Origin of the sequence: Streptomyces sp. NPDC002935, assembly GCF_040611295.1 — a bacterium.
In the GTDB taxonomy this organism is placed as follows: domain Bacteria; phylum Actinomycetota; class Actinomycetes; order Streptomycetales; family Streptomycetaceae; genus Streptomyces.
Genome location: NZ_JBEXNW010000022.1, coordinates 98974 through 123470 on the forward strand (window position 1 = coordinate 98974; position 24497 = coordinate 123470).

Genomic DNA, 24497 nt, shown 5'->3' on the forward strand with positions numbered 1-24497 from the left:
TGCCTGCGTGCTAGGCTCGCCGCAAGTTGCAGTTTGGTTTCCCTTGCAGTACAGAGCCTGCGGAGCATGTGACCGCGGGCTCTCGTCGTTTTCAGACGTATGCAGTTGTTTACACAATCGCAGGTTCTGGAGCAGGGCAACCCTTTGGGCCCAAGGAGGGCTTATGGCTACCGGAACCGTGAAGTGGTTCAACGCCGAAAAGGGCTTTGGTTTCATTGCCCAGGAAGGCGGCGGCCCGGACGTCTTCGTCCACTACTCCGCGATCAACGCGAGCGGATTCCGCTCTCTCGAAGAGAACCAGTCGGTTTCCTTCGACGTCACGCAGGGTCCGAAGGGCCCGCAGGCGGAGAACGTCACCCCGCTCTAAGCCTTCGGCTCCATGAGCCCAATGCTTTGATCCGGAACGGATAGCAGTACCCAAGGAGCCCCGCGCCAGCCGGTCGCGGGGCTCCTGCCTTTCGTTCCGCCCGGTCAGCCGGTGCAACTCTGCGAGGCGGGTCGGGTGGCGCCGCTACGTCGCGTACAGGGCCTCTATCTCCTTGCTGAAGTCCTTCTCGATCGCCGCGCGCCGCAGCTTCATCGAGGGGGTGAGGTGGCCGGTCTCCTCGGTGAAGTCGACGGGCAGGACGGTGAAGCGGCGGATGGACTCGGGGCGCGACACGAGCTTGTTGGCCTCGTCGACCGCGCGTTGCAGGATGGCCAGCAACTCGGGGTCGTCCATGACGAGTTCGGCGGGAACCGGGTGCTTTCCGTTCATCCGGCGCCAGTGCGTGATGCCCTCGGGGTCGAGGGTGACGAGGGCGGAGACGAACGGGCGGCGGTCGCCCAGGACCATGCACTGGGCGATCAGCGGATGGGAGCGGAGCCAGTCCTGCAGGGGCGCCGGGGCGACGTTCTTGCCGCCCGCGGTGATCAGGATCTCCTTCTTGCGGCCGGTGATGGCGAGGTAGCCGCCGTCGTCCAGTTCGCCGATGTCACCGGTCGCGAACCAGCCGTCGGGCGCGGCGTCGACCACACCGCCCGCGTGCGGGTCCCAGTAGCCGCGGAAGACCTGTCCGCCGTTCAGCAGCACCTCCCCGTCGGCGGCGATCCGCACCCGGGTGCCGGGCAGGGGCCGGCCCACGGTGCCGAGGCGTGGCTTCTGGGGAGGTGTGACGGTCGCGGCGGCCGTGGTCTCCGTCAGGCCGTACCCCTCGAAGATCTCGATCCCGGCGCCCGCGTAGAAAGCGGCGAGCCGGCGGCCTAGCGGGGAGCCGCCGCAGATGGCGTGACGGACCCTGCCGCCGAGGGCTTTGCGGATGCGGCGGTAGACGAGCGGGTCGTAGAGGGCGCGGGCCGCGCGCAGGCCCCGGCCGGGGCCGGGTCCGGTGCCGTGCTGCTTCGCCTCGACCGCCTCGCCGTACTTCTGGGCGATCCGCGCCGCCCGGTCGAAGGACGAGCCGCGGCCCATCCGTTCGGCCGTGGCGCGGCCGGTGTTGAAGACCTTCTCCAGGACGTACGGGATGGCCAGCAGGAAGGTCGGTCTGAACGAGGCCAGGTCCGCGAGCAGGTCCTCGGTCTGGAGGCTGGGGGCGTGGCCGAGTTTCACCCGGGCCCGCAGACAGGCCACGGCCACCATGCGGCCGAAGACGTGCGAGAGGGGGAGGAAGAGAAGGGTGGAGGCGGGCTCCTTGGTGCGGGCCTTGAAGATCGGGTAGAGCAGTTCCACGGCGTTGTCGATCTCGGCGAAGAAGTTGCCGTGGGTCAGCACACAGCCCTTGGGGCGGCCGGTGGTGCCCGAGGTGTAGATGAGGGTGGCGACGGTGTCGGGGCCCAGCACCCCGCGCCGTACGGACACTTCCTGGTCCGGGACGTCGCGCCCGAGTTCCGCGAGGCGCTCCACATGCCCCTTCTCGAAGACCCACATGTGCCGCAGGTCGGGGATGTGCTCCCGCTCGGGTCCGAGCGACGCGGCCTGCGCGCCGGACTCCACGGCGAGCGCGACGGCTCCCGAGTCCTGGAGGATCCAGCGGGTCTGGAAGACGGAGGAGGTCGGGTAGACGGGCACGGTGACCAGACCCGCGGCCCAGGCGGCGAAGTCGAGGAGTGTCCACTCGTACGTCGTCCGGGCCATGATGGCTATCCGGTCGCCCGGCACGAGCCCCTCCGCGATCAGCCCCTTGGCCACCGCCAGGACCTCGTCGGCGAACTCGGCGGCGGTCACGTCAGTCCAGCCGCCGTCCGGCGCCTTCCGGCTGAGGACCGGCTCCCGAGGGGCCGCGGCCGCGTTGTCGAACGGGATGTCCGCGAGGGAGCCGTGCGTCACCTGCCCCACGATCGGCGGTACCGCGGCCTCGCGCACGACGCCGTCCAGCTTCCGGATCTCGGGCTCCGGAAGGGGCGGGACGGAGTCGAGGGAATACGGGCTGGACACGAGGCGGCTCCTTGTCGGCCTGGGGGCCGGGGCGGGTGCAAGGCGTGTGCGGGCTCGGCGGGACGCGGGGGCGCGCATCCTCATACGACCCTGGGGAGTGGGGAGTTCAGGAGGGTCTCGGCAACCCGGTGAGACGGGGATCCTACGGCGCCCGAGTGTGGGGTTTGTGTCGCTTTGGGGCGGGCGCAGTGCGGGTTACCCGGGGTAGCTGTGCCTTCTCGCGGCACCCCTTGCCCTTTCCGCGGGGACCATGAACTTCCGGAGACGGCGGTGACTCATCTCGACCTCCTCCTCACTCCGACGTAGCCTTACCCTGGGTAACTTACTCCAGAGTAAATTCATGTCCGCGCTGGGAGCCGGACCATGCCCGACCGCTGCCCGAGCTTCGCCGGCACCGCACTCTCCCGACCCGCCCGGAGAACCCGATGCGCACTCAGCCGCCCGTCCGCCCCGAGCCACGGACCCGCACCCTCGCCGCCTCTCCCTCCCTCACCCCGCTGCTGGCCCGGGGCGCCCTGCTCTCCCCCCTCAAGCGCCCCCGCCCGGACGCCCCCGTCCCGGCCACCCGGCTCGCCCTCGCCGGCGTACGGGTCGATCTCGCCCACCTCGCCGCGTACGAGCGGGTGTGCGGGTTCGCGACCGGCGCGGACGCCCTGCCCGTCACGTATCCGCACGTGCTCGCCTTTCCGCTGGCGATGCGGATCATGACGGCGCGCGCGTTCCCGCTGCCGCTGCTCGGGCTGGTGCACACATCGATCGAGATCACCCGGCACCAGGCGCCCGCCGCGACCGCGGAGTACGAACTCGGGGTGCTGGTCGAGACGTTGACGCCGCACCGGCGGGGCACCGAGGCGACCGTGCTCACCGAGGCGCGGGCCCACGGCCGGCTCGTATGGGAGTCGAGGAGCACCTACCTCGCCCGGCACCGGCCCCACGACCGCGCCCTGCGGAACACCTCACGGGCGGCCCCGCCCGAAGCTCCGCACTTCGATCCGCGCGGCGCCACACGAGGAACCCCGTCGGGGGCCTCGCCGAACACCCCGCAGGCCGCCGGGAGCGAGGACCGGAAACCGCTGCCCGCCGTCGCCGAATGGCGCCTCGCGCGGGACGTCGGCCGCCGCTACGGAGCCGTCTCCGGAGACCGCAACCCCATCCATCTGCACCCCCTGACCGCCCGCTTCTTCGGCTTCCCGCGCGCCATCGCGCACGGGATGTGGACCGTCGCCCGCTGCCTCGCCGAGTACGGGCCGCAGGAAGCGGTGGAGGTGCGGGCCGAGTTCAGGGCGCCGGTGCCGCTCCCCGGGACGGTGACGTACGCGGCGCGGGGGCCCTCGTTCGAGCTCCGCGGGGGCGACCGCGTCCATCTGACCGGCGACGTGCGGCCGCTTCGCGCGCGGAGCCAGTGAACTTCGGGCGAACACCGCATGACGGGAGACCTCGCGGCGAATGCCCGTCACCGTCAACTGCCAGGTGAGGCAACCGCGTTGAGAAAGCTCTCACAGTCCACACCCAGTCACCCAAGGTGGTTTCAAGCAGCCCCTCATCCCACCCTCAGACACCCTTCCTAGCCTCGGTCCACTCCCCCGGACCGCCGCCAGGAAGGGCCCCTGAACCATGCCCGCACGACGCATCGCCGTACTCGCCGACTCCGACACCCGCTGGAAGTGGGGCGCGTCCGTCGCGCGGCGGATCGCTCCCGAACACGCCCTGGACGCGGTCTTCCTGAGCACCCGGGCCACCCCGACGGAGCGCCAGCTGGCGGAGATCGGGATCGAGCCGGACACCCGGCGCGAGGTCACGGCGGCCGAACTGGTCGACGACGAGGAGCTCGCCGCGGCCGACGTGGTCGTCCTGGCCACCGCGGGCGGGACGACACTCGCGCTCACCCACAGCCTGGGGATCGCCTGGGAGGGGCGGGAGCGGCGGCCGGTCACGGTCACGGGGTACGTCGGGGTCGTGTACGAGAAGATGGTCGACGGGCTGATGACCCGGGCCGGCACCGATGTCGTCCTCGCCAACAGCGCTTACGACGCGGACCGTTTCCGTTCCGCCTTCGCGAGTGTCGGCGTCGATCCGGACTCGGTGGTGGAGTGCGCGCTGCCCTTCCTGGACGGGGAGCCGTACACGCCGTCCACGGACCGGCCCTTCACGCTCACCTTCGCCGTCCAGCCGTCGGTGCCCAAGGGCCGGGAGTCCCGGCTGAAGCTGCTGGAGCGGGCGGCGGCCCACGCGCGACGGCATCCCGACCGGCTGGTGCTGATGAAACTGCGCAGTCTCCCCGGCGAACACACCACGCACATCGAGGCCAATCCGTACCAGGTGCTCATCGAGAAGCTGACCGCGCCGGCCCCGGACAACCTGCGGCTGGTCTACGGCAACATGGGCGAAGTCCTGGACCGTACCGACCTGTTGGTGACGGTCAGTTCGACGGCCGCCCTGGAGTCGATGCACCGCGGCATGCCGACCGCGATCCTCACCGACTTCGGGGTCCGCGAGGCGCACGGCAACCACTACTTCGTGCACTCGGGCTGCCTCGCGTCCTGGGACGACCTGGACAGCGGCGCGCTGCCCCGCGTCGACCCGGTGTGGGCGGCACGACAGGGCATCGGCAAGACCGATCCGTACGGCGCCGCCCGCGCCCGTGTCGCCGCGCTGGGCGCGGCGGGGCGGCTGCCCGCGCTGCGGCCGTACTACTCGCCGCAGCGCGCGGGGGCGTATCTCGGCGGCATCCTGGAGCGCAACGGCTTCGACGAGAAGGGCAGGCCGCTGGCCCTCGCGCCGGGCGGGGGCGGCGCGGGCCCGCTGCGGGCGGTCGTCCGCAGGGCGGCGCGCAGCGGCGCCAAGTCCCTCTACCGCGTGGGCCGCGAGAGGGTCGCCCCCGCACTGCGCCGCTGGGGCCAGGCCTGACCGCGCCGGCATTCGCCACCGTACGACCGCACACGCACTCCCGCTCGCCTCCTAGACCTCCGCGGCGGGCTGGGGCGGGATCGCCGGGGGCGGCGGGGACCACGGGCGGCCCCGCATGAGGGTGCCGAGGCCCGCCCAGGCGAAGTTCATCAGGGTGGCGGCGGCCTGCCGGGCCGAGACGCCCGGGGTGGCGTTCGCCCACGCGGCCAGCGACTCGGCCGCGCCGACCAGTGCCTCCGCGAGCCCAGCGACCTCCCGCTCGGGCAGCGACGGGTCACGGTGCGCCTCCCGCGCGGCGACGGCGATCAACTGCGTTACGAACTGCACCAGTTCCTCGCGCATCGCGAAGACCTCGGCCGCGAAGGGTTCACCGTGGGTACGGGCCTGGAGATGCAGGACCGCCCAGCCGTCCGGGTTCTCGGCGGTGTGGGTGAAGAACGCCCGCAGCCCTTCCCAGAGTTGCCGGTCGGCGGGCAGTCCGTGCCGGACACCGGCGCGGACGGCGGCGGTGAGCGCCTTGGCCTCACGCCGGATGCACGCGGTGAACAGGTCTTCCTTGGAGTTCAGGTACAGATACACCAACGGCTTGGACACGCCCGCCAGTTCGGCGATCTCGTCCATCGACGCGGCCCGGTACCCGCGCTGCCCGAAGGTCCGTACTGCCGCGTCCAGCATCTGCTGTTCGCGTACCGCACGCGGCATCCGCTTGTTCTTCACAGCACCCATGCGGCCAAGCGTACGATCGGTCGCCGCCGGGCCGGACGCGGCGGAGCGTCAGGAGGCCTGGCTCGGGGTGCCGTGGGCGGTCTCGTCGACGGCGGCGTCCTCCTGGCTGCGGTTGCGCTCCAGGTTGGCCTTGGCGCGGTCCACGCGGGCGACGACCTGGGCCGAGGCGCGGTCGCGCTCGCCCCGCAGGACGACGAAACTGATCGGCGCGGAGATCACCAGGGCCAGCAGGACGACCCACATGTAGTTGGAGTCGCCGAGGCCGCGCGGGGCGATGCCCGAGTAGACGAGGCCCCAGACGACCACGAGGCAGCCTACGAAGATCCCAAGGCGCATCAGTGTGTAGCGGAGCATCTCAATCCACTCTTCCGTTCCGAACGTTCCCAAAGGGCCCCGTCCAGTGAAGCACGACGGGAGGGCGATCTTGCAGGGGGTCCTCAGTCGCGGAGTGCGAGGGGCAGCAGCATCGTGATGTCGTCCCGCTCGTCGCCGGGCGCGACACGGATCGCGCCGGGCACCCGCCCGACCTCCTTGTAGCCGCAGGAGGCGTAGAAGCGTTCGAGCCCCTCCCCGCCCCGGCAGGTCAGCCGGATCGCGTCGATGCCGTCGAGGCGGCCCGCGGCGTCCTCGACGGCGGCGAGCAGGTCCCGGCCGTACCCCTTGCCCTGGTGCCGCGGGTGCACCATCACGGTGTACAGCCAGACCCAGTGCCTCATCAGCCGGTGGGTGTTGAGCGTGAGGAAGGCGGTCGCGGCGACGCCGCCCTCCTCGTCGCGGCCGACCAGGAGCCGGGTGCGGCCCTCCGTCATGGCGACGAAGTGCTTCACGAGTTCGGGGCGTACGTCGCCGGCGGTCACCGGCGGCACGAAGCCGACGGAGCCGCCCGCGTTCGAGACGTCCACCCAGAGGGCGACGACACCGTCCCGGAGATCAGGAGTGACGGCCGGGTCCAGTTCGAAGACCAGCCCCACGTCAGACCCGCATCGGCTGCGGCGACTCACGCCGCGCCGGGTCCGGTCCGTCGTACTCGCGGATGATCTCGTACCGCGTGTTGCGCTCGACGGGGCGGAAGCCGGCGTCGCGGATCAGGTCGAGGAGGTCCTCGCGGGTCAGCTTGTTCGGGGTGCCGTAGTTGTCGGCGTCGTGCGTGATCTTGTACTCGACGACCGATCCGTCCATGTCGTCGGCGCCGTGCTGGAGCGCGAGCTGGGCGGTCTGGACACCGTGCATGACCCAGAAGACCTTGACGTGCGGCACGTTGTCGAAGAGCAGCCGGGAGACCGCGAAGGTCTTCAGGGCCTCGGCGCCGGTCGCCATCTGGGTACGCGCCTGGAGGCGGTTCCTGACCTTGCCGTCCTTCATGTCCACGAAGTCGTGCTGGTAGCGCAGCGGGATGAAGACCTGGAAGCCGCCGGTCTCGTCCTGGAGTTCACGCAGCCGCAGCACATGGTCGACCCGGTGCCGGGGCTCCTCGATGTGCCCGTACAGCATCGTGCACGGGGTCTTGAGACCCTTCTCGTGCGCGAGACGGTGGATGCGCGACCAGTCCTCCCAGTGGGTGCGGTGGTCGACGATGTGCCGGCGGACCTCCCAGTCGAAGATCTCCGCGCCGCCGCCGGTCAGCGACTCCAGCCCGGCCTCGATCAGCTCGTCGAGGATCTCCGAGGCGGACAGCCCCGAGATCGTCTCGAAGTGGTGGATCTCGGTGGCCGTGAACGCCTTCAGCGAGACGTCCGGGAGAGCCTTCTTCAGCTCGCTGAGCGAGCGCGGGTAGTAGCGCCACGGCAGGCTGGGGTGCAGGCCGTTGACGATGTGCAGCTCGGTGAGGTTCTCGCCCTCCATCGACTTGGCGAGGCGGACGGCCTCCTCGATGCGCATCGTGTACGCGTCCTTCTCGCCCGGCTTGCGCTGGAACGAGCAGTACGCGCAGGACGCGGTGCACACGTTCGTCATGTTGAGGTGACGGTTGACGTTGAAGTGGACGACGTCGCCGTTCTTCCGCGTGCGCACCTCGTGCGCGAGCCCGCCGAGCCAGGCCAGGTCGTCCGACTCGTACAGCGCGATGCCGTCCTCGCGGCTGAGCCGCTCACCGGCCCGGACCTTGTCCTCCAGCTCGCGCTTGAGCCCGACATCCATGCGATTACCTCTCCCTGTGACGAACCGTGCCAACGGTACTCTCCCGCCTTTCCGGCGGAGGGCCCCCACCAGGGGCTCCGTGTCTAGCCCTCTTCGGGCAGCTCTCCGACCCGGTTCTCCCACTTCGTGGAGAGCACGATCGTCGTACGGGTCCGGGAGACGCCCTTGGTGCCCGACAGCCGCCGGATGGTCTTCTCCAGTCCGTCGACGTCGCTCGACCGCACCTTGAGCATGAACGAGTCGTCGCCCGCGATGAACCAGCAGTCCTCGATCTCGCTGAGGTCGCGCAGCCGCCGGGCCACGTCCTCGTGGTCGGCGGCGTCGGAGAGCGAGATGCCGATCAGGGCGGTGACGCCGAGGCCGAGCGAGGCCGAGTCGACCGTCGCGCGGTACCCGATGATGACGCCGGCCGCCTCCAGCCGGTTGATGCGGTCGGTGACACTGGGTCCCGACAGACCGACGAGGCGCCCCAGCTCCGCGTAGGAGGCCCGGCCGTTCTCCCTCAGGGCCTGGATGAGCTGCCTGTCCACCGCGTCCATGCGATCGAAGCCTTCCACTGAAAAGGTCTGAGAGGTCTTGAGATGTCTGAAGGTCTGAAGGTCTGAAGGTCTGAAAGGTTCTGAACTGCCTGACGGTGCCCGGCCCGTCGCGTGCGCGCCTCAGGTGGTGTCGACCCGGGAGCCGCTCCCGAGTTCGCCCTTCCACCGGCGGTACAGCTCGTGTTCGACGCCCGCCGCGTCGAGGACCCGCCCGGCGACGAAGTCCACCAGGTCCTGGATGTGCGTGGCTCCCGCGTAGAACGCCGGCGAGGCGGGCAGCACGATCGCGCCCGCGTCGTCCAGGGAGACCAGGTGGCGCAGCGTCTGCCCGTTCAGCGGGGTCTCCCGCACGGCGACGACCAGCCTCCGCCCCTCCTTGAGCGTGACGCTCGCGGCACGCTGCAACAGGTCCTTGGAGAGGCCGAGGGCGACCCCGGCCACACAGGCGGTGGACGCGGGCACGATGAGCATCCCCTTGGTGGGGTACGAGCCCGACGAGGGCCCCGCCGCCAGGTCGCCCGCGCTCCAGTGCCGTACGCCGTCGAGATGCTCCTCGAAGCCGGCGAAGGTGCCGGGCTTGCCGTCGGCACCCCGCGCCAGCCATTCGCGCAGGTCGTGCCGCCAGTGGGCGTCCCGGAACGGAAGGCCGGTCTCGTCGAGCAGCGTGAGCCGTGAGGCCCTGCTGACGACCAGGTCGACGCTCTCGCCCGCTTCCAGCAGCGAACGCAGCACTGCGGCCGCGTACGGCGTACCGGACGCGCCGGACACCCCCACGATCCAAGGCCGGCGCTGCGTCTGTCCTGGCTTCATGATGTCGAGCCTATCCGGCCACCGCCCTTGTTCAGACCGTGAGCCCGCGCACCAGCAGATCGAACAGGGCGCACACGAACAGGGCGATGCCGATGAAGCCGTTGACCTGGAAGAACGCCCTGTTCAGGCGGGTCAGGTCGTGCGGCTTCACGATGGAGTGCTCGTAGAGGAACGCGCCGGCGACGATCACCAGGCCGAACCAGAAGAAGGCGCCCGCGCCGGTGGCCGCTCCGTACCAGACGAAGAGCGCCGTCGTGACCGCGTGGCAGGCGCGCGCGCCCCAGATCGCGGCCGGGATGCCGAAGCGCGCCGGCACCGACATCACGCCGATCTCGCGGTCGGTCTCGACGTCCTGGCAGGCGTAGATCAGGTCGAAGCCGCCGATCCAGACGCCGACCGCGAGACCGAGGACGACGGCGTCCCAGGACCAGGTGCCGGTGACGGCGATCCAGGCGCCGATCGGGCCCATCGCCTGGGCCAGACCCAGGATGGCCTGCGGGAAGTTCGTGAACCGCTTGCCGTAGGGGTAGACGACCATCGGGATGACCGCGATGGGCGCCAGCGCCAGGCACAGCGGGTTGAGCAGGGCCGCGGCGGCGAGGAAGACGACCAGGGCGACCAGCGCGCCCGTCCAGGCGTGCTTCACGCTCATCGCGCCGGTGACCAGTTCACGATGGGCCGTACGGGGGTTGCGGGCGTCGATCTCGCGGTCGATGATCCGGTTCGCCGCCATGGCGAAGGTGCGCAGGCCCACCATCGCGACGGTGACGAGGAGCAGCTTTCCCCAGTGGATGTTCTTGTCCCAGGCGAACATCGCCGTCAGCGCCGCGATGTACGCGAAGGGGAGCGCGAACACCGAGTGCTCGATCATGACGAGGCGCAGGAACGCCTTGGTGCGGCCCGGCTGCGGAAGCGCCGCGGAAGCTGAACTCACAGCCCGTACTCCTTCCAACGGCGGTCGACCTTCGCCGCCGTCTCCGGGTCGGACAGCACCATCTCGGGCCAGCCGCCGTCCCGGGTGTAGCCCTCCTCGGGCCACTTCTTCGTCGCGTCGATGCCCGCCTTGCCGCCCCAGAACTGCTGGTAGGAGGCGTGGTCGAGGTGGTCGACCGGGCCTTCGACGACGGTGAGGTCACGTCCGTAGTCCGTGTTGCCGAGCGCGCGCCAGGCGACCTCGTGCAGATCGTGGACGTCGCAGTCGGAGTCGACGACCACGATGAGCTTCGTCAGGGACATCATGTGCGCGCCCCAGATGGCGTGCATCACCTTCTGGGCGTGCTTGGGGTACTTCTTGTCGATCGCGACGATCGCGCAGTTGTGGAAACCGCCGGCCTCCGGCAGGTGGTAGTCCACGATGTCCGGCACGATGATCTTCAGCAGCGGCAGGAAGAACCGCTCCGTCGCCCGGCCGAGAGGCCCGTCCTCCGTCGGAGGCCGGCCCACCACGATGGACTGGAGCAGCGGCCGCTTACGCATCGTCACGCAGTCGATGGTCAGCGCCGGGAACGGCTCCTGCGGGGTGTAGAACCCGGTGTGGTCGCCGAACGGCCCCTCGGGCAGAGTCTCGCCCGGCTCCAGCCAGCCCTCGATGACGACCTCGGCGTTCGCGGGCACCTGGAGCGGCACGGTCTTGCAGTCGACCATCTCGATCCGCTTGCCCTGGAGGAACCCGGCGAAGAGGTACTCGTCGATGTCACCGGGCAGCGGGGCGGTGGAGGCGTACGTCACGGCGGGCGGGCACCCGAAGGCGATCGCCACCGGCAGCCGCTCGCCCCTGCGGGCCGCGACCTGGTAGTGGTTCCGGCTGTCCTTGTGGATCTGCCAGTGCATGCCGATGGTGCGCTTGTCGTGGCGCTGGAGGCGGTACAGCCCGAGATTGCGGATGCCGGACTCGGGGTCCTTGGTGTGGGTGAGCCCGAGGTTGAAGAAGGAGCCGCCGTCGTCGGGCCAGGTGAACAGGGCGGGCAGGGCGTCGAGGTCGACGTCCTCGCCGCGCAGCACCACCTCCTGCACCGGCGCGTCCTTCACCTTCTTCGGCGGTACGTGCGCCATCGCGCCGAGTTTCCCGAAGGCCTCGCGCACGCCCACGAAGCCGTGCGGCAGTTCGGGCCTGAGCAGTCCGCCGATCTTCTCGGAGATCTCCGCGTACGACTTCAGCCCGAGGGCCTTCAGCAGGCGCCGGTCGGTGCCGAAGACGTTCATCGCGAGCGGCATCGCCGACCCGCGCACGTTCTCGAAGAGCAGCGCGGGCCCGCCCGCCTTCTGCACCCGGTCGACGATCTCCCCGACCTCCAGGTACGGATCCACCTCGGCCTTGATGCGCTTGAGGTCTCCCTCGCGCTCCAGCGCCCTGAGCAGGGAGCGAAGATCGTCGTAAGCCATGTGTCCAAGTATCGGCCACCCGCTACCCTGTGCCCGTCACCGGGGGGCCCGTGCCGCCCCGCCGTCGCTCACTGGGGGAATGTTCGGCCATGCTCAGGTATCTGCCGTTCCTGCTGGTCCTGGCGCTGTGGATCTACGCCTTCATCGACTGCCTGAACACGCCGGAGGAGGAGGTCAGGGGCCTGCCCAAGGTGGTCTGGGTCATCATCATCCTGCTCTTCGGCGAGGTGCTGGTCGGTCCCGTCGCCTGGCTGGTCGCGGGCCGCAACCGCAGGGGTCCCGCGGGCGGCGCCACCCACTCCGAATGGCACCGCAACCACCGCACGGAGTTCGTCGCCCCCGACGACAACCCCGAGTTCCTCAACTCCCTCAAGGCGGAGAACCGCAAGGACGAGTCACTGCTGAAGGACTGGGAGGCCGACCTGCGGCGCCGCGAGGAGGAGCTGAAGCGGCGCGAGGAGCAGCCCAGGTCCGACGAAGAGTCCTGACGTGGAACTGCGCCTGCTGGTGACCTTCGAGAAGGTCGCGACCGTGCTGAGCTTCACCCGGGCCGCGACCGAGCTGGCGTACGCGCAGTCCAGTGTGACCAGCCAGATCCGCGCCCTGGAGTCCTCGCTCGGTACGGAACTCTTCGACCGGCTGGGCAGCAGGATCCGGCTGACCGAGGCGGGCGAACGCCTGGTGCCCTACGCCCGGCAGATCATCGAACTGACCGACGAGGCGCGGGCCGCGGTCGTCGGTGCCGAGGAGCCGTCCGGCACCCTCACCGTCGGCACGATGGAGTCCCTCACGTCGTACCGGCTGCTGCCGCTCCTCGAGTTCTTCCACCACCGTCATCCCCGGGTGCGACTGTCGCTGCGCACGACCATCGGCGACGAGACCCGCCAGGCGCTGCGCCAGGGCACGTACGACGTCGGCTTCCTGATGGAGGAGGAGACCGAGCACGCGGGTCTGGAGGTCGCGGTGCTGGCGGTGGAACCGCTGGCGCTGGTGGCCGCGCCCGGCGATCCGCTGGCCGGCACGGCACCGGCCACCGCCGAACTCGTGGACCGGTCGCTGCTCGCCACCGAACCCGGCTGCGCCTACCGGGATTTGTTCGAGCGGGAGCTCAACTCCCGTGCCCCGGACGGCTCCTCCGTCGACTTCACGGAGTTCGGCACGATCGAGGCGACCAAGCGGGCCGCGGCGGCCGGCCTCGGGATCGCGCTGCTGCCCGAGGTGACGGTCGCCGCGGAGCTGGAGCGGGGCACGCTCGTACGGCTGGACTGGGAGCCGCCGTTCACGCTTCGGACGCAACTGGCGTGGCGGGCCGGGAAGCGGCTTCCGGCTCATGCGCGGCTGTTCGTGGAGCGGGCGCGGCGACTGGTGTCCGAGGAGTCCGGCCGGTCCGAGTGATCCGGGCGAACCGAGAGGTCCCGGCGGTCCCGGCGGTCCCGGCGGTCCTGGGGAGCGTGACCTTCAGGCTGGCGGTCACGATCAGCGGGACGCCGAGGGTCTGGACGAGGCCGATGTGGTGGCCGTACACCGCCCAGTCCATGAGCATCGCGACGGCCGGGTAGGTGAAGGCGAGCACGGCGATCTTCGCGGTCGGGAGCTTGGCGTACGCGGCGTACATCAGGACGTACATCAGCCCCGTGTGGACGACTCCGAGCCCGACCAGCCAGCCCCAGTCCGCGCCGGTCCCGCGCATCGCGCCGAAGTCGGCGAAGGGGAGCAGCAGCGGGATGCCGACGAGGACCTGGACGAGCGCGATGAGGTGGGGCCGTACGCCGGTGATGCGCTTGGTGACCAGGGTGGACAGCCCGTAGAGGAGCGCGGCGAGGAGGGCCTGGCCGACGCCGGTGAGGTACGAGCCGCCGTTCGCGAAGTCGGCCGGGGAGACGCCCGAGACGAGGATCAGACCGGCGAAGGCCAGGGCGATCCAGCCGACCTTGGAGGCGGTGAGCCGTTCGCGGAAGAGCAGGGCGCCCAGCAGCACCACGTAGAACGGCTGGGTGTGGTAGACGACGGTCGCCACGGAGATCGAGGTGTTCTCGTACGACTGGAAGAGCAGGACCCAGTTGAAGACGATGAACACCCCGCCGAGCGCGGCGAGTCCGAGGGTGCGCGGGGTGAAGCCGTGGCCGCGGAAGTATCCCCGGGACAGCGCGTAGCCGCCGAGGGCGAGCGCCCCGAACAGGACGCGGAAGAAGACGACGTTGAAGGGCGAGGCCCCGGACTCGACGACGAAGACGCCGAGGGTCCCGGAGAGCATCATGGCGGCGGTCAGCTGGGCGGTGCCCTTGTTCTCGACTGCGGTGGCGGAGGTCATGGCCCGAAGGTAGGCGCGGGCCCTGGGCCGGGCCATGGGCCAGTGGGGCGTCCTGCCGATGGCCCCATCGGCACCGCCGATGCCCGGCGGCCGACGGGCCGGGAGCGGCGCGCGGGGGCCGACTCTAGGACCTGTCCTAGCGGGGCGGTTCCTCGCGCAGGACGAGCGCGAGGAGGCCCGGGAAGCGGGCGTCGAACTCCGGCCGGCGCAGCCGGTTGACCCGCTTGGGGCCTTCGTCGCGCTGTTCGACGAGACCGGCGCCGCGCAGTACGGCGAAGTGATGGCTGAGGGCCGCCTTGCCGACGGGCACGTCGAAACTGCCGCAGCTGCGGGTCCACTCGGCGGACCCCGCCAGCTCTCTGACGAGCTGGATCCGTACGGGGTCGGCGAGGGCGGCGAACGCGGTCTGTACGGGGACCTCGTCGGGGTGGGTGTGCTCGGGCGCCGCCCGATGACTGGTCCGCTCCGCCACGCCGGCCTCCCCTGGTGATTCCGTGATCCGCTTGCCGAGTGTTCGATGAAAACCATACACTCCCGAGTGTTCGCTTTTCATTGAACAGTCCGGGCGGCGATCCGTCCGCGCGCGCCGTCGGCTGTCCAGCCGAGCACCAGCCAGGAGTGAGCCATGCGTGCGGTCGAGTTCCAGGAGTACGGCGGTCCCGAGGTCCTGCGGGTCGTGGAGGCGGAGGTCCCCGAGCCGGGCCCCGGGCAGGTGAGCATCGACGTGGCCTACACGGGCGTGAACTTCGCCGATCTCAAGGCGAGGTCGGAGGGCTACCGCGTACCGCGCCTCCCGTACGTACCGGGGCTCGAGGTCTCGGGCCGGATCCGGGCGGTCGGCCCGGACGTCACGGACCTGCGCGTCGGCCAGGAGGTCGCGGCGCTGACGGAGGGCGGGGCGTACGCGGACGTCACCGTGGCCGCCGCCGTGACGGTCTTCCCGCTGCCCGACGGTGTCGGTCTGCGCACCGGCGCCACCCTCCCCACCGTCCTGCCCACGGCCTACGGGCTCCTGCACACCGTGGGCCGGATCCAGCCCGGCGAGACGGTGCTCGTCCAGAGCGCGGCGGGCGGCGTCGGCACGGTGCTGGGCCAACTCGCGCGAGCGGCCGGGGCCGGCGCGGTGTACGGCGTCGTGTCCGCCGCGCCGAAGGCCGAGTACGCCCTCGCCCACGGCTACGACCAGGTGTTCGTGGGTTCCTTCACGGACGAGGTCCGCGCGGCGACCGCCGGGCGCGGGGTGGACCTGGCCCTGGACCCGGTGGGCGGCGAGACCTTCCGGGGAAGCCTCGCCTCCCTCGCGACCTTCGGCCGCCTGGTCTCCTTCGGCAACGCGAGTTCGGCGGAGCCCTGGACGGTGGGCCAGCCGGAGCTCAACCCCACCGGCCTGACGGTCGGCGGGTTCTCGATCCTCGGCCTGGCCGGAACGGCCCCGGCCGCCCTCCGCGTCATCGCCTCGCGCGCGTTCCAGGCGGTGGCCGACGGCACCGTGACCCTGCCGGTGACGGCGGAGTTCGGCCTGGAGGCGGCCGCGGAGGCACACGCGCTGATGGGGTCGCGGTCGAGCACGGGCAAGTTGCTGCTGCGGGTGGCGACTTCGGACCGGTCGCGGCCGTGACGGTCCCCCCGGCCTTCATCCCGGCCCGCAGGCCGGAGAGCGGCTGACGCCCCCGGACGACCCCTGACGGAAGTCCTCCCGAGTCGCGCACGGATTCATCCCTTCGACACCCGTCCGTAGACCATCGGCGGACGCCGGAGCGGCCGGCCGTTTTCCAGACTGGGTCCAGGACGAAGGACCGGACCGCCCCGGCGACCCGGCCTCCGGCGTGCGCTGGGAGCCAAAGGAGGCCTTCCACGCACTGGCCCGGCAGTACAGGCGCGCCCACCACCACTGACCGCCCGCCGGGCCGGCCCGTCGCGCCGGGAGGGTGCTTCCACGCGTTTCCTCCGCGTTCCGGCCCCACGAGGGTGGAGTCCCGCAGGAGAGTGGACTCATGGAGCGCATCGATCAGGCCCAGGCCCGCGCGTGGCTCGCCACCGCCCTGGCGGAGGCCCGCGCCGGGCTCGCCGAGGGCGGTATCCCCATCGGGGCGGCGCTGTACGGCGCGGACGGCACCCTCCTCGGCCGCGGCCACAACCGCCGCGTCCAGGACGGCGACCCCTCCGCACACGCCGAGACGGCCGCCTTTCGCGACGCGGGACGACAGCGGTCGTATCGCGGTACGACCATGGTGACGACCTTGTCGCCGTGCTGGTACTGCAGCGGTCTGGTCCGGCAGTTCGGCATCTCCCGCGTCGTCGTCGGCGAGGCGGCCACCTTCCACGGCGGCCACGACTGGCTCGCCGAGCACGGCGTACAGATCGTGCTGCTCGACGATCCCGCGTGCACGGCACTGATGCGCGAGTTCATCGAGGACAACCCGGCTCTGTGGAACGAGGACATCGGTGAGTGACCCCCAGCAGTCGGCCCGCACCGCCGGGTCCGCGCACCCGGCGCCGACCCGCGTCCCCACCATCGACCTCCGCCCCTGGCTCTCCGGGGACCCCGGGGCCCGCGCCGCCATCGCCCGTACCGTCGACGACGCCCTCCGGACGGCCGGCTTCCTGCTCGTCACCGGTCACGGCGTGGACCCGGAGCTGCGCCGCCGCCTGCGGGAGACCGCCCGTGCCTTCTTCGCGCTGCCCGTCGACACGAAGGAGCCGTACGCGGCCCGGGTCGGCGGGCGCGGCTGGCTCGGGCCGGGCGCCGAGGCCAACGGCTACTCGGAGGGCACCGAGACCCCGCCGGACCTCAAGGAGTCCCTGACGTTCGCGACGCACGAGCCGTTCGAGGACCCCGCGACCAACGCGGAGTGGTACGCGCCGAACGTCTGGCCCGCCGAGGCCCCGGAGCTGCGCGAGCTCTGCGAGGAGTACCTGGCCGCGATGGGCGAGCTGGAGAACCATCTCCTGGCGCTGCTCGGCGAGGCGCTCGGCCTCGAACCGGACTTCTTCACCCGCCACATGGAGCACCCGACGTACGGCTTCAACATCAACTGGTACCCGGGGACCGAGGTCGTCGGCGCGCCGCAGCCGGGCCAGTTCCGTATCGGGCCGCACACCGACTTCGGCACGGTCACCATCCTCGACCGGCAGGCCGGCAAGGGCGGGCTCCAGGTGTTCACGGACGAGGGCGGCTGGGAGGACGCGCCCTTCGACCCGGCGGCGTTCACCATCAACATCGGTGACCTCATGGCCCGTTGGACCGGCGACCGATGGCGCTCGGGACGGCACAGGGTGCTGCCGCCGCCGGCCGACGCGCCCGCCGAGGAGCTCATCTCACTCGTGTATTTCGGCGAATGCACACCGGGGACGCTGGTCGAGTCGGTGCCCGCCCCCGTGGGCCGCGTCGCGTACGAACCCGTCGACTCTCATGTCTACCTGCGCCAGAAGCTCGATTCGATCACTATCGGTTGAGCGGGTGGACCATTTTCGTAACTGAACGGACACCAGGCGCCCTATCCCGAACCAACTCCCCCTTCTTAAACTGTTGTTGATACACCTCACAGCAGCACATCGGGACCGGACCGCGGACCAGGGGGAGATGCGGTGCACACAGGGCTGCACGGCAGGGGGGCGCTGTTCGACACCGATCCGCCCGGACTCGCGTCACGACTGGTCGGTCTGCGTCCGTACCAGCTCCGCGCCACGCCGTACGAACACCCCGGGGAACCGCCCTTCGTGGTGTTCTCGGGCGGCCGGGGACTGGGCAAGACCGCCGTGCTCCTGGAACTGCGCGACGCCTATCGCGGGCACACACCGGTCGCGCTGATCGACGGCGAGGACCGGCAGTTCGCCGCACCTCCCCCCGACCGTCCCGCGGAGTCCTGGTCGCCGGTCGGGCAGGCCCTCACCACGGCCGCCGAACAGCTCGCCGAACCGGTGAAGGGCGCCGGGAGGATCGGTTTTCCGCGGCTGTCGTCCGGGCTGCTGGCCGTGGCGGCGGGCGGCTGGAGCAACCGCGACGTGCCGCGCGTCCGGCAGGAGGCGGAGCGGATCCTGCTGCTCAACGAGACCGACTCATGGCTGTCGGGGTTCGCGGGGCGCTGGGTGAGCAAGGTGATCTCCAAGCTCGTCGCGTCGATGAGCGGGACGGGTCCGGTGGTGGAGCCGATCATCGAGGCGACCCTGGAGGCGTTCACGGAGGGCGTCGCCCCGGCCCACCGCCGGCTGCGCCGGGCCGCCACCTGGTACCGGGACTATCCGAACGCGGGCGGCAGCCCCAAGCTCGCGCTGATCCTGCTCTCCCGGCACTTCCGGGCGGGCGGCGACTCCCGCAGACACGCCGAACGCCATCTCGTGCGAGCACTGCTGGCCGACCTGGACGACGCCTACGCGGGGGTCGTGCAGCGCTCGCACCGGCGCGGGCGCCCGGTCGTGCTGATCGACAACGTCCAGGAGCCCGGGGGCCTCGGGCTCCTGGAGCCGGTGCTGCGCGACCGCGCCGACGGCATCACGGACCAGGCCGTGTTCTTCGCCGCGCTACGGGGCTACACGCATCCGGCGCTGCGCAACGCGGGCCGGATCGCGCTGTCCGAGGCGGCCCGGGAGACCGGCTGGCGGCCCGGCACCTCGCCGTCCTCGCGGGCGCTGCTCGTCTCGCTGCCGCCGCTGACCCCCGACGACACCCTGCACATCATGGACACCGCGTCCGGCGGCCTCGGCACCGTCTCCGCCGGACCGGCCGTCGTGCCATCCCAACTCCCGCACGCCACCCACCGGTTGACGGGCGGCAGTCCGCTCGGCATCACCCTGCTGGCCGCTTCTGCCCGGCAGCACCTGCCCGAAGGCGCCGACTCGCTGGGCACGCTGCTGACCGCCGACGTCGCCCTGCACGAGGACCACGCCGGCCGCCCCGCCTACCAGGAGCTCCTCGGACGGCTCGTTCCCGGCGGTCAGCTCGACGAACTGACCGTGCTGGCCGCGGCCCACGACCGCGACTCGGCGTGCTCGCTCGCGGAGTCCCGGCTGCCGGAGGACTTCGGCGCGTCGGGCGTACTCGACCTGGAGGAACGGCTCGCGTCGGAGGGCTGGGCGACAGCGGACGGCCAGTTCGTCGGGGACCCGTTCCTGCGCGCGCTGCTCCTGCTGCGGCTGCACCACGGCGACCGGGACCACGAGCAGTGGCGGGCGGCGCACCGCACCCTCATCGACCACTACCAGGACGCGGGCGAGACCGCCGCGCCGGACAGCGCCCGCTACCGGCTGCATCACGAACTCGCCCTAGGGAAGGCGGACTTCGCGGTGGCGCATCTGCGCGACACCTTCCCCCGCTCCGACACCCGCGGCTGGCTGTCCTCGCTGGTCTTCATCGCCTCCGCGCCGTACTACCACGCCCACGATCACGACGGCCGGGACTTCGACGGCCATGACCACCGGGCCTCCGTCGCCCTCGGCCACACGGACGCGGTGCAGCGGCCGCCGGACGGCGTGGACTCCGTACTGCACCTGCGGGTACGGCGGTTGCTGCACGCCGTGTGGCAGCTGACCGATCCGCTGGTGCTGCCTGACCCGAGGGTGACCGAGCGGCTGCGTTTCGAACTGGAACAGCTGTCGAACCTGCGGCCCGCGGGCAACGCCCTGCTGTGGCGGGCCTCGCGGGACTGGCCCTCGGACGCCCTGGCCGGCCGGCCGCTGCGCATCCCGGGCGACGAGGAAGGGGCTCGGTGATGGCGCGCTTATGGGTGTGGCTGCGCGAGGACGTCTGGGAGATTCGTTTCCGCCGGTATGTCGCGCTGACGCTCGCGGCCGTCCTCGTGGGCCTCGGCGTGTGGGGCGCCATGACGGTCACGCAGGAGAACCGTTCGTGCGCGCGCGGGGTCGTGCAGCCGGAGGACAGTGACGAGTGTGTGGGCGTCTCCTCGACGACGTACGCCTTCGGGCGTTCGCAGTTCGCCGACGCAGTGCGGGCGATCAACCGCGAGAACCACCGTCTGGCGCCCGGCAGTTACGTCACCGTGGCCCTGCTCGAACCCTTCACCGCGACCGACGCGGACAACCTGCGCGATGTGCTCCACGAGCTCCAGGGCGCCTATCTGGCGCAGTACCAGGCGAACCACGACACGACGGGGCTGAAGCCGAAGATCCGGCTCGTGCTCGCCAACCCCGGTGCCACCGGTGCCTCCTGGCGGCACACGGTCGACCAGCTGGAAGAGATGACGAAGGGCCCTGACCGGCTGCGGGCGGTGACCGGGGTCGGGTTGAGCACCGACAACAACAAGAAGGCGGTCGAGGAGCTGACCCGGCGGGGCATCCCGGTGATAGGGAGTTCGATCACCGCCGACGACCTCGCCAACGGGCAGAACGGCAATGACCCCTTCCCGGGGCTCGCGCGTGTCTCCCCCACCAACACCGACGAGGCCCGCGCCCTCGCCTCCTTCGCCAAGGTGTCGGCGGCCGACGCCTTCCTGGTCTACGACCGGACCGGCGATCCGTACACCCGCACGCTCCAGAAGTCGTTCGAGAAGATGCTCAAGGGCGCGCGCTACGAGGCCCAGCCGTTCACCCCGCCCGCCGACCGGAGCAAGGAGGGCAGCACCGCCAACGTCTTCGCGCAGATCGCCAACATCCTGTGCAACACGCCGAAGAGCACGAGCACCGTCCTGTTCGCGGGCCGGCACACCCAGCTGCGGCAGTTCATCAACGCGTTGGGCGCCCGGGGCTGCTCCGACCGCCGCTTCACCGTGCTCACCGGCGACGAGGGCTCCTACCTCGCGGGCGACAAGGACCTCGACCCGGCCGCCCTCAAGGACCCGCTGCTGACCGTGCGCTACACGGCGCTCGCCCATCCGGACGCCTGGCTGAAGGACGGCGTGCGGACCGGCGGCAGCGCGGCCGACGCGAAGGTGCTCCAGCGGCTGCTGGCCGACTCCGTGCGGGCGCCGGTCGGCCCGGTCGGCAAGGTCGCCCTCGACGACGGCCAGCTGATCATCGCGTACGACGCCATGCGGCTCGCCGTGCACGGCATCCGCGGGGCGTCCCCGACCGGCCGGATCCCCGCGCTCGCGGACGTCGGCCTCCAGTGGCCGCAGGTGAAGGGCAAACAGCTGCGGGTGAACGGGGCGAGCGGGTGGATCTGCCTGGACGCCCACGGGAATCCCTACGACAAGGCCGTGCCGATCGTGGAACTGACCCACGAAAGCCGTGCCCGCTTCGTGCGGATCGCCTGGCCGGAGGGCAGACCCCCGGCGGCGGAGTGCCTGCCGCCGTCCTGATCCCGCCGGTACGACGAAGGCCGGCCTCCGTGACCACAGGTCACCGGGGCCGGCCGTCTCGCGTCCGGGCGGGTCAGACGCCCGCGTAGGAGTGCTTGCCGCTGACGAAGATGTTGACGCCGTAGTAGTTGAACAGCCAGCAGCCGAAGGCGATCAGGGCGATGTAGGCGGCCTTGCGGCCCTTCCAGCCGGCCGTGGCCCGCGCGTGCAGGTAGCAGGCGTACGCGACCCACGTGATGAACGCCCAGGTCTCCTTGGGGTCCCAGCCCCAGTAGCGGCCCCAGGCGTCGCCCGCCCAGATGGCGCCCGCGATGATCGTGAACGTCCACAGCGGGAAGACGGCGGCGTTCACGCGGTAGGAGAACTTGTCGAGCGAGGACGAGGCGGGCAGCCGCTCCATGACGGAGGTGGCGAACCGGCCGGGCTTTCCGCCGTTCACGAGCTTGTTCTCGTAGGAGTCCTTGAAGAGGTAGAGCAGCGTGCCGACGGCGCCCACGTAGAAGACGGCGCCGCACAGGATCGCGGTGGAGACGTGGATGTACAGCCAGTACGAGTGCAGCGCGGGAACCAATTGGTCGCTCGCGGTGTACAAGACAGTGACGGCGAGACCGAGATCGAGGAGGACCGTGGTGACCAGGGGGAGGCCGAGCCAGCGGACGTTCTTCTTCAGCGCGAGCAGGACGAGGAAGACCCCGACGGCGACGGTGGAGAAGGTGATGTTGAACTCGTACATGTTGCCCCACGGCGCCCGCCGCACCGACAGGGCGCGGGCGACGACGCCGGCCGCCTCGACGGCCCACGCGAGCACACTGAGGGACACGGCGATACGTCCGTAGAGGTCGCCCTGTTCGTCCCCGCCGTGCGCTCCGGGCCCGTCGGGCACGTCCCGCGCGCCCACCGCGGACCGGGTGACGACCTTCGGCCGCTCCAGTACGGCGGTGCCGCCGGCCTTCTGCACGGTGACCTCGGGAGCCGCCTTGGCTGTGTTCGCGCCGTTCGCGGTGAGCGCGTTGGCGGTGCGGGCGACCTTGCTGCGGCTGCCGAAGAGCCACTCGGCGATGTAGGCGAAGAAGGCCAGGGTGTAGACGGCCATCGCGGAGTAGATCAGCGTGTTGCTGATGTTGGCGAGGTGTTCGTTGGTCGCGGTGGCCAGATCGGTCACGGCGCCCAGGTCGTGGGCGGTGGCGAGCGTCACTGCTTCTCAGCCCCTTCGGCGGCGGATACGGGGGGTTCGGCGTCGGCGTCGGTGGGTGCCGCGTCTTCGTCGGGCTTGGTGGGTGCCTGTTCGTGCACGAGCGCGGCCAGGTCGCCGAGCTCCTCGGGAAGCTTCGCCGACTCGCTGCGGCCGAGCCCGGCCATCTCGACGACGGTGACACCGTCGGCGCCGGTGGTCGCCCGCACCCAGACGCGGCGGCGCTGGATGAACAGCGATCCGGCGAGGCCGAAGATCGCGGTGAACGCTCCGGCCAGCGCCCAGTCACTGCCGGGCTGCTGGGTGACCTGGAAGTTCGCCCACTCCTTGATGTCCTTGTCGAAGGTGATCGAACCGGCGCCGTCCGGCAGCTTCATGGTCTCGCCGGGCAGCAGCCGCGACTTGACGATCGCGCCCTTCGCGTCCTTGAACTGCTTCATGTGGGAGGTCTCGAGCTGGTACACGTTCTGCGGGAGGCCCGCGTCGACCCCCAGGCTGCCGTGGAAGCCGCTCAGCGCGAGCACGGGGTAGTCCAGCGAGGGGAACTGGGAGAACATGTCGCCCTTGCCCGCCCCGGCGAAGGTCGGCACGAAGAAGGCGGAGAAGCCGAGCTGTTCGGTCGTGCCCTGCGCGTTCTTGTAGCCGTCCATGACCTTGATGGCGCCCTGCGAGGTGACGTTGGAGTCGAGCGGCAGCAGGGGCACGGCGTCGTGGTAGACGACGTTGCCCTTGCCGTCGCGGACCGTCACGACGGGCGCGTAGCCGTGGGCGGTGAGGTAGACCTTCGAGTCGCCGATCACCAGCGGCTCGTTGACCTTGACGACGGTCTTCCGGTCCTTGCCGTAGGCGCCCACGCTGTAGGTGACGGCCGCCTGGTAGGTGCGGGGCGTGCCCTTGTTGGGGCCGGTCCGCTCGTAGGTGCCGGTGAACTCCTTCAGGTTGAAGCTGAAGGGCGTGAGGTCGTCGGTGCTGAAGAGGTTGCCGGACTTGAAGTCGTCGTAGGACAGCAGCGTGTTGGAGAAGCCGTCGCCCTCGACGATCAGCTTGTTGCCCTCGGACTTGAAGAGCTGGCCCCAGGCGAAGGCGACGAGCATGACGATCAGCGCGATGTGGAAGAGCAGGTTGCCGGTCTCGCGCAGATAGCCCTTCTCCGCGGCGACGGCGTCCTTCTCGATGTGCGCCCGGAACCGCCGCTGCTTGAGCACCTTGAGCGCGATCTCGCGCACCTGCTCGGGCTCCGCCTCCGTGCGCCAGGTCGCGTACGCGGGCAGCCGGGACAGCCGCTTGGGGGCGCCCGGCGGACGGCCGCGCAGCTGCCCGACGAACTGCCAGGTGCGGGGCACGATGCAGCCGATGAGGGAGATGAACAGCAGGATGTAGATCGCGGAGAACCACACCGAGCTGTACACGTGGAACAGGCCGAGCCGGTCGTAGAGCGGACCGAGCAGGCTGTGCGCGGCCTTGAACTCCTGCACCTTCGCCGCGTCCTGGTTGGACTGCGGGATGAGCGATCCGGGGATGGCGCCGAGCGACAGCAGGAAGAGCAGGATCAGCGCGACCCGCATCGAGGTCAGCTGGCGCCAGAACCAGCGGGCCCAGCCGATGACCTCGCGGGCGGTCCAGGCGATCCATCCCGTGGCGCCGGGTGTCCTCGCGCCGCCGAACGAGCCGGGCATCGCCGTCTCCACGGGCGCGGTGGACAGCTGCGAGCCGGCCTCGCCGATCTCCCGCGCGTCCCGGGCCTCCTGGGAGGCCCGCGCGTCCTGGCCGGCCGGCTCCCCGGCGCCGCCGGGGTCCGTCGTCCGGCCGGTGTCAGTGGTGCTCATGG

23 protein-coding genes are annotated in these 24497 nt (G+C 71.0%); 10 read left to right on the plus strand and 13 right to left on the minus strand.

Annotated elements, in window-relative coordinates; translation table 11 throughout:
- The first annotated feature begins 163 nt into the window (after window positions 1–163).
- Window positions 164–367: a cold-shock protein gene (locus ABZX90_RS27470; RefSeq protein WP_010986243.1), complete on the plus strand. Its 204-nt coding sequence runs from the start codon at window positions 164–166 to the stop codon at window positions 365–367.
- A 144-nt stretch (window positions 368–511) separates the two neighbouring features.
- Here ABZX90_RS27470 and ABZX90_RS27475 read toward each other — a convergent pair whose 3' ends face one another.
- The gene (locus tag ABZX90_RS27475) at window positions 512–2491 is read right to left on the minus strand and encodes a long-chain fatty acid--CoA ligase (protein WP_355209051.1); all 1980 of its coding nucleotides are present in this window, start codon (window positions 2489–2491) and stop codon (window positions 512–514) included.
- Between the two features lie 347 nt (window positions 2492–2838).
- On the opposite strand from ABZX90_RS27475, the gene ABZX90_RS27480 reads away from it, so the two are divergent.
- Window positions 2839–3819, plus strand: a complete 981-nt coding sequence (locus tag ABZX90_RS27480; protein ID WP_355209054.1) for a MaoC/PaaZ C-terminal domain-containing protein — start codon at window positions 2839–2841, stop codon at window positions 3817–3819.
- Window positions 3820–4027: 208 nt separating this feature from the next.
- Window positions 4028–5320, plus strand: a complete 1293-nt coding sequence (locus tag ABZX90_RS27485; RefSeq protein WP_355209057.1) for a DUF6716 putative glycosyltransferase — start codon at window positions 4028–4030, stop codon at window positions 5318–5320.
- A 51-nt stretch (window positions 5321–5371) separates the two neighbouring features.
- Here the strand turns inward: ABZX90_RS27485 and ABZX90_RS27490 are convergent, their stop codons facing one another.
- From ABZX90_RS27490 to ABZX90_RS27525, 8 genes are all read right to left on the minus strand, one after another.
- Window positions 5372–6046, minus strand: coding sequence for a TetR/AcrR family transcriptional regulator (locus ABZX90_RS27490; RefSeq protein ID WP_351124430.1), 675 nt, complete (start codon window positions 6044–6046; stop codon window positions 5372–5374).
- A gap of 48 nt (window positions 6047–6094) precedes the next feature.
- On the minus strand, window positions 6095–6400 hold the full coding sequence (locus ABZX90_RS27495; RefSeq protein WP_351124427.1) for a DUF4229 domain-containing protein: 306 nt from the start codon (window positions 6398–6400) through the stop codon (window positions 6095–6097).
- Between the two features lie 83 nt (window positions 6401–6483).
- Entirely contained in the window at window positions 6484–7017 is a 534-nt protein-coding gene (locus ABZX90_RS27500) for a GNAT family N-acetyltransferase (RefSeq protein WP_351124425.1), read from the minus strand.
- Window position 7018: 1 nt separating this feature from the next.
- Window positions 7019–8182 carry an aminofutalosine synthase MqnE gene (gene mqnE, locus ABZX90_RS27505; RefSeq protein WP_355209062.1) on the minus strand — a complete coding sequence of 388 codons (1164 nt, stop codon included), beginning with the start codon at window positions 8180–8182 and terminating at the stop codon, window positions 7019–7021.
- A gap of 83 nt (window positions 8183–8265) precedes the next feature.
- A complete protein-coding gene (locus ABZX90_RS27510) occupies window positions 8266–8721 on the minus strand; it encodes an Lrp/AsnC family transcriptional regulator (protein ID WP_351124421.1) in 456 nt (151 codons plus the stop codon).
- Between the two features lie 120 nt (window positions 8722–8841).
- Entirely contained in the window at window positions 8842–9531 is a 690-nt protein-coding gene (locus ABZX90_RS27515; protein ID WP_355209066.1) for a UbiX family flavin prenyltransferase, read from the minus strand.
- Window positions 9532–9562: 31 nt separating this feature from the next.
- Complete coding sequence (gene mqnP / locus ABZX90_RS27520) at window positions 9563–10465, minus strand: menaquinone biosynthesis prenyltransferase MqnP (protein ID WP_355209069.1); 903 nt, start codon at window positions 10463–10465, stop codon at window positions 9563–9565.
- Entirely contained in the window at window positions 10462–11913 is a 1452-nt protein-coding gene (locus ABZX90_RS27525) for a menaquinone biosynthesis decarboxylase (protein ID WP_355209072.1), read from the minus strand. Before ABZX90_RS27525 ends, mqnP begins: the two co-directional genes overlap by 4 nt.
- An 89-nt stretch (window positions 11914–12002) precedes the next feature.
- Between ABZX90_RS27525 and ABZX90_RS27530 the strand changes: the two genes are divergently transcribed.
- Complete coding sequence (locus ABZX90_RS27530) at window positions 12003–12401, plus strand: PLD nuclease N-terminal domain-containing protein (RefSeq protein WP_355209075.1); 399 nt, start codon at window positions 12003–12005, stop codon at window positions 12399–12401.
- 1 nt (window position 12402) lies between these two features.
- Window positions 12403–13308, plus strand: a complete 906-nt coding sequence (locus ABZX90_RS27535) for a LysR family transcriptional regulator (RefSeq protein WP_351124407.1) — start codon at window positions 12403–12405, stop codon at window positions 13306–13308.
- On the opposite strand, the gene ABZX90_RS27540 is transcribed toward ABZX90_RS27535, so the two are convergent.
- Both ABZX90_RS27540 and ABZX90_RS27545 read right to left on the minus strand, forming a co-directional pair.
- Complete coding sequence (locus ABZX90_RS27540; protein WP_355209078.1) at window positions 13193–14224, minus strand: DMT family transporter; 1032 nt, start codon at window positions 14222–14224, stop codon at window positions 13193–13195. The two genes, ABZX90_RS27535 and ABZX90_RS27540, sit on opposite strands and share 116 nt — an antisense overlap.
- Before the next feature lie 136 nt (window positions 14225–14360).
- Window positions 14361–14696, minus strand: coding sequence for an ArsR family transcriptional regulator (locus tag ABZX90_RS27545; protein WP_351124401.1), 336 nt, complete (start codon window positions 14694–14696; stop codon window positions 14361–14363).
- Window positions 14697–14849: 153 nt separating this feature from the next.
- Between ABZX90_RS27545 and ABZX90_RS27550 the strand changes: the two genes are divergently transcribed.
- The 5 genes from ABZX90_RS27550 (at window position 14850) to ABZX90_RS27570 (ending at window position 21477) form a co-directional block, all read left to right on the plus strand.
- Complete coding sequence (locus ABZX90_RS27550) at window positions 14850–15842, plus strand: zinc-binding dehydrogenase (protein ID WP_355209081.1); 993 nt, start codon at window positions 14850–14852, stop codon at window positions 15840–15842.
- 376 nt (window positions 15843–16218) lie between these two features.
- Window positions 16219–16677 carry a nucleoside deaminase gene (locus tag ABZX90_RS27555; protein ID WP_355209084.1) on the plus strand — a complete coding sequence of 153 codons (459 nt, stop codon included), beginning with the start codon at window positions 16219–16221 and terminating at the stop codon, window positions 16675–16677.
- Window positions 16670–17680: a 2-oxoglutarate and iron-dependent oxygenase domain-containing protein gene (locus ABZX90_RS27560; RefSeq protein WP_355209087.1), complete on the plus strand. Its 1011-nt coding sequence runs from the start codon at window positions 16670–16672 to the stop codon at window positions 17678–17680. The genes ABZX90_RS27555 and ABZX90_RS27560 overlap by 8 nt, the downstream gene beginning before the upstream one ends.
- 132 nt (window positions 17681–17812) lie before the next feature.
- Window positions 17813–19933: a hypothetical protein gene (locus ABZX90_RS27565; protein WP_351124389.1), complete on the plus strand. Its 2121-nt coding sequence runs from the start codon at window positions 17813–17815 to the stop codon at window positions 19931–19933.
- Entirely contained in the window at window positions 19933–21477 is a 1545-nt protein-coding gene (locus ABZX90_RS27570; RefSeq protein ID WP_355209091.1) for an ABC transporter substrate-binding protein, read from the plus strand. Before ABZX90_RS27565 ends, ABZX90_RS27570 begins: the two co-directional genes overlap by 1 nt.
- A gap of 73 nt (window positions 21478–21550) precedes the next feature.
- Here ABZX90_RS27570 and ccsB read toward each other — a convergent pair whose 3' ends face one another.
- On the minus strand, window positions 21551–22672 hold the full coding sequence (ccsB, locus tag ABZX90_RS27575) for a c-type cytochrome biogenesis protein CcsB (protein ID WP_351124383.1): 1122 nt from the start codon (window positions 22670–22672) through the stop codon (window positions 21551–21553).
- Window positions 22669–24495: a cytochrome c biogenesis protein ResB gene (locus ABZX90_RS27580; RefSeq protein WP_355209094.1), complete on the minus strand. Its 1827-nt coding sequence runs from the start codon at window positions 24493–24495 to the stop codon at window positions 22669–22671. The genes ccsB and ABZX90_RS27580 overlap by 4 nt, the downstream gene beginning before the upstream one ends.
- Window positions 24496–24497 lie beyond the last annotated feature (2 nt).

Excerpts from the sequence above, each read along its gene's own strand:
- ABZX90_RS27580 (WP_355209094.1), bottom strand. The coding sequence starts at position 24,495 with ATGAGCACCACTGACACCGGCCGGACGACGGACCCCGGCGGCGCCGGG.
- ABZX90_RS27530 (WP_355209075.1), top strand. The coding sequence starts at position 12,003 with ATGCTCAGGTATCTGCCGTTCCTGCTGGTCCTGGCGCTGTGGATCTAC.
- ABZX90_RS27555 (WP_355209084.1), top strand. The coding sequence starts at position 16,219 with ATGGAGCGCATCGATCAGGCCCAGGCCCGCGCGTGGCTCGCCACCGCC.
- ABZX90_RS27475 (WP_355209051.1), bottom strand. The coding sequence starts at position 2,491 with ATGCGCGCCCCCGCGTCCCGCCGAGCCCGCACACGCCTTGCACCCGCC.
- mqnE (WP_355209062.1), bottom strand. The coding sequence starts at position 8,182 with ATGGATGTCGGGCTCAAGCGCGAGCTGGAGGACAAGGTCCGGGCCGGT.
- ABZX90_RS27550 (WP_355209081.1), top strand. The coding sequence starts at position 14,850 with ATGCGTGCGGTCGAGTTCCAGGAGTACGGCGGTCCCGAGGTCCTGCGG.
- ABZX90_RS27490 (WP_351124430.1), bottom strand. The coding sequence starts at position 6,046 with ATGGGTGCTGTGAAGAACAAGCGGATGCCGCGTGCGGTACGCGAACAG.
- ABZX90_RS27470 (WP_010986243.1), top strand. The coding sequence starts at position 164 with ATGGCTACCGGAACCGTGAAGTGGTTCAACGCCGAAAAGGGCTTTGGT.
- ABZX90_RS27540 (WP_355209078.1), bottom strand. The coding sequence starts at position 14,224 with ATGACCTCCGCCACCGCAGTCGAGAACAAGGGCACCGCCCAGCTGACC.
- ABZX90_RS27525 (WP_355209072.1), bottom strand. The coding sequence starts at position 11,913 with ATGGCTTACGACGATCTTCGCTCCCTGCTCAGGGCGCTGGAGCGCGAG.
- ABZX90_RS27485 (WP_355209057.1), top strand. The coding sequence starts at position 4,028 with ATGCCCGCACGACGCATCGCCGTACTCGCCGACTCCGACACCCGCTGG.
- ABZX90_RS27495 (WP_351124427.1), bottom strand. The coding sequence starts at position 6,400 with ATGCTCCGCTACACACTGATGCGCCTTGGGATCTTCGTAGGCTGCCTC.
- ABZX90_RS27510 (WP_351124421.1), bottom strand. The coding sequence starts at position 8,721 with ATGGACGCGGTGGACAGGCAGCTCATCCAGGCCCTGAGGGAGAACGGC.
- ABZX90_RS27480 (WP_355209054.1), top strand. The coding sequence starts at position 2,839 with ATGCGCACTCAGCCGCCCGTCCGCCCCGAGCCACGGACCCGCACCCTC.
- ABZX90_RS27515 (WP_355209066.1), bottom strand. The coding sequence starts at position 9,531 with ATGAAGCCAGGACAGACGCAGCGCCGGCCTTGGATCGTGGGGGTGTCC.
- ABZX90_RS27570 (WP_355209091.1), top strand. The coding sequence starts at position 19,933 with ATGGCGCGCTTATGGGTGTGGCTGCGCGAGGACGTCTGGGAGATTCGT.